The organism is Megasphaera paucivorans (assembly GCF_900103535.1).
Lineage (GTDB): Bacteria > Bacillota > Negativicutes > Veillonellales > Megasphaeraceae > Megasphaera_A > Megasphaera_A paucivorans.
In genome coordinates this window covers 1-3,051 of record NZ_FNHQ01000065.1, presented here as the reverse complement: position 1 = coordinate 3,051, position 3,051 = coordinate 1, and the positions used below count along the sequence as shown (strand labels likewise).

Below are 3,051 nucleotides of genomic sequence, written 5' to 3'. Positions count from 1 at the left end.
GATGCTGTTCAGGTTTTTGGAGGGTATGGATTTACGCGGGAATATCCGGTTGAACGATTTATGCGTGATGCCAAAATCACACAGATATATGAAGGGACAAGTCAAGTACAGCAAATGGTTATTTCGAACTCATTGTTGAGATAGAGGGTGATTTGATGAAGATAATAAAAATTAATAATGAAGATACTGTAGCTGTAGCGTTAGAGGTATTAAAAAAAGGTGAAATAATTAGAGTAAATAGTGATGAGATAATGCTTATTGATGATATACCTAGTGGCCATAAAATAGCATTAAAAGACTTTACTATAGGTGAAGGTGTTATTAAATACGGAGAAATATGTGGTAAGGCAAAAAGAAGTATACGCAAGGGAGAATGGATACATACACATAATTTAGTCGCTGATACGAGTGGCCATAAATATATTTATCAATTTGACACAAAATCAATCGACATAGGAAAAACAGAACGGACTTTTATGGGTTATGGTAGAGATAATGGTGAAGTTGGTATTCGGAATTATATTGCTATTATTCCGACCGTATTTTGTGTAAATGGTCCAGCACGTAAATTGGCACAGATGTTAACTCTTAAATATCCTAACACTAATTTTTTTGATGGATTTCAGGTATTAGATCATAGTTCAGGTTGTTCACAGACCGGTGATGATTTGGAGATGACAAGTAAGACTTTGGCTAATGTGGCTAAAAATGCAAATTTTGGTGGAGTTTTATTTATGTCATTGGGGTGTGAAATTAATGATTTAAAGCAAATGAGTAAATATATTGGTGATTATGATTCACGGCGTGTAAAGTTTATGAAATTACAGGATATAGATGATGAATATGATGGTGGTATGAAACTTTGCAAAGAAATATATGATGTAGTATCAGAAGATACTAGGGAACCATTTAATTTAAATAGACTTTCTATCTCTTATAACTGTGGTGGTTCTGATGGTTTTTCAGGTATTACTGCAAATCGTATTGTTGGTTTAGTGAACAATAAATTGATTCAGTGTGGAGCTACAACTAATATTACAGAGGTTCCAGAAATGTTGGGAGCAGAACATATTTTAGCTAATAGGGCAAAGGATAGGGTAATATTTAGTAAAATTATCAATATGATTAACACCTATAAAGATTATTTTTCAAAATATGGACAAACTCCAGAATCTAATCCGACACAGGGAAATAAAGAAGGGGGATTGACTACTTTAGCGGATAAGTCACTAGGGTGTATACAAAAAGGCGGTAAAAGTATAGTTATGGATGTTGTTGCATGTGGTGATCGTATCAAAAAACGCGGATTTAATTTAGTTGTAGGGCCGGGCAATGACTTAGCAGGAATTACTGCTCAAGTTGCGGCAGGGTCTGTCCTTACTGTTTTTACAACGGGGCGTGGAACTCCTTGTGGTTTTATTGGTCCGACATTCCGTGTTGCTACGAATAATCAATTATATAATCGAAAACCAATGTGGAATGATTTTAATGCTGGTCGTATGCTAGATGGTGAAAGTGCGGAAAAATTGGCAGATGAGTTATTTGAAGATATTATTGCAACGTGTGAAGGCCGCTATCAGACAATGAATGAACGCAATGGTTTTTATTCTATTGGTATTTTTAAAGATGGGGTATTGGATTAGTCACTAACCACAAAATGTGTTGTGATAAGATGAATCTATCAAAGGGGCTGTAACAGAATGAAGTTTGGGACGGGGGGGATAAAAATCTGGACACGTAAAGAACGGTATGGGAGATGTTTACAGTGTTCACTTATGAAAAACGTATTCAAGCATTGCAAGCATATGAGAAGACAAAATCTATAAAAAAGACAATTCGCATCCTAGGCTATCCATGTATTAAACAAGACCCAGGCGTTGCATTGATCCCGTTAAGCAATCGGGAAAAGGTAGTGATCATCGACGCTCTGAGAAGTAAGTATTCACTGCCGTTTTTGTTAAAATCCTTGGATATGGCAAATAGCAGTTATTATTATCAAAAGCACTCGATGCAACGTGAAGATAAATATAAATCAGTAAGGAAACTCACAAAAAAATATTTTGTAGAGTATAAAAAACGATATGGATATCGTCGTATTTACGGTTTGCTAAAAAGAGATGGAATAATTCTTTCAGAAAAAGTTATTCACCAACTGATGAAACAGGAAAAACTTCAAGTAATGATGACGAAGAAAAAATCTTACAGTTCTTATCAAGGAGAAAATTACTCCAGCCGTTGCTAACGTCATTGGACGTAACTTTCATTCATTAAAGACAAACGAAAAATGGCTAACTGATATTACTGAATTTGTTATTCCTGCTGGAAAAATCTATCTTTCACCTATGATTAACGGTTTTGACGGTATGTGTCAAAGAAAGGATGTTATCCAGATAATTCGGCATGAGAGGACTTTTTCGGACGTATAAAAAACGGGATGTTTTATGACGTATCATGGGGAGATGTTACACTAGAGTCATTTGTTAAAATTATAGATAATTACATGGTTTGGTATCGGAATAAACGAATTAAGGTATCTCTTCGGTGGGAAGGGTCCACTGGAATATAGACAAAATTTAGGCCTTTGTGCATAGTCCTAAATTTTGTCCGCACTCTCGACAATCCCAAATTTTGGTAAACCTTCGTGTGGTGTAAAATAAAATTACATCATACGGAGGTTTTTATTATGGTAAAAAGAAAACGAAGTCTAGAAGTGTTAGAGTTCGGCAGAAGCAATAGAATGTCGTGTCAAAATTCGTAAATTGTTGCAAATGAGCAACATAACCAGCATGATGATATCCCGAATTTATTCAAAGATGCCATTGCCGAATTTATGGAAAATGGATTAGATGCTGAACTAGATGATGAATTAGGGTATAGCAAATATGACTACAAGAACAAGGATACAACCAACAGTCGCAATGGGCATAGTCCTAAAACACTGTGCACCAGCTTTGGGAATGTGGACATTGCGGTTCCTCGAGACCGCAACGGAGACTTTGATCCGATGATCCTGAAAAAGAATCAAACCAGTATCAGCCACGACGTAGAAGA

General features: G+C 35.8%; 4 protein-coding genes and 1 pseudogene. All 5 read left to right on the top strand.

Annotation, left to right across the window (positions count from 1 at the left end):
- Nucleotides 1-144, top strand: a 144-nt coding sequence (locus BLR11_RS13815) for an acyl-CoA dehydrogenase family protein (protein WP_281240859.1), incomplete at its 5' end; no start/stop codon positions are given.
- Nucleotides 145-155: 11 nt separating this feature from the next.
- Nucleotides 156-1,643: a UxaA family hydrolase gene (locus BLR11_RS13810; RefSeq protein WP_091653270.1), complete on the top strand. Its 1,488-nt coding sequence runs from the start codon at nt 156-158 to the stop codon at nt 1,641-1,643.
- 122 nt (nt 1,644-1,765) lie between these two features.
- A complete protein-coding gene (locus BLR11_RS13805) occupies nt 1,766-2,242 on the top strand; it encodes an IS3 family transposase (protein ID WP_176763022.1) in 477 nt (158 codons plus the stop codon).
- A gap of 174 nt (nt 2,243-2,416) precedes the next feature.
- Nucleotides 2,417-2,566 (top strand): annotated as a pseudogene (locus BLR11_RS14805) (integrase core domain-containing protein); the annotation flags it as partial.
- Nucleotides 2,567-2,758: 192 nt separating this feature from the next.
- On the top strand, nt 2,759-3,051 hold a 293-nt coding region (locus tag BLR11_RS13795), incomplete at its 3' end, for a transposase (protein WP_218118836.1).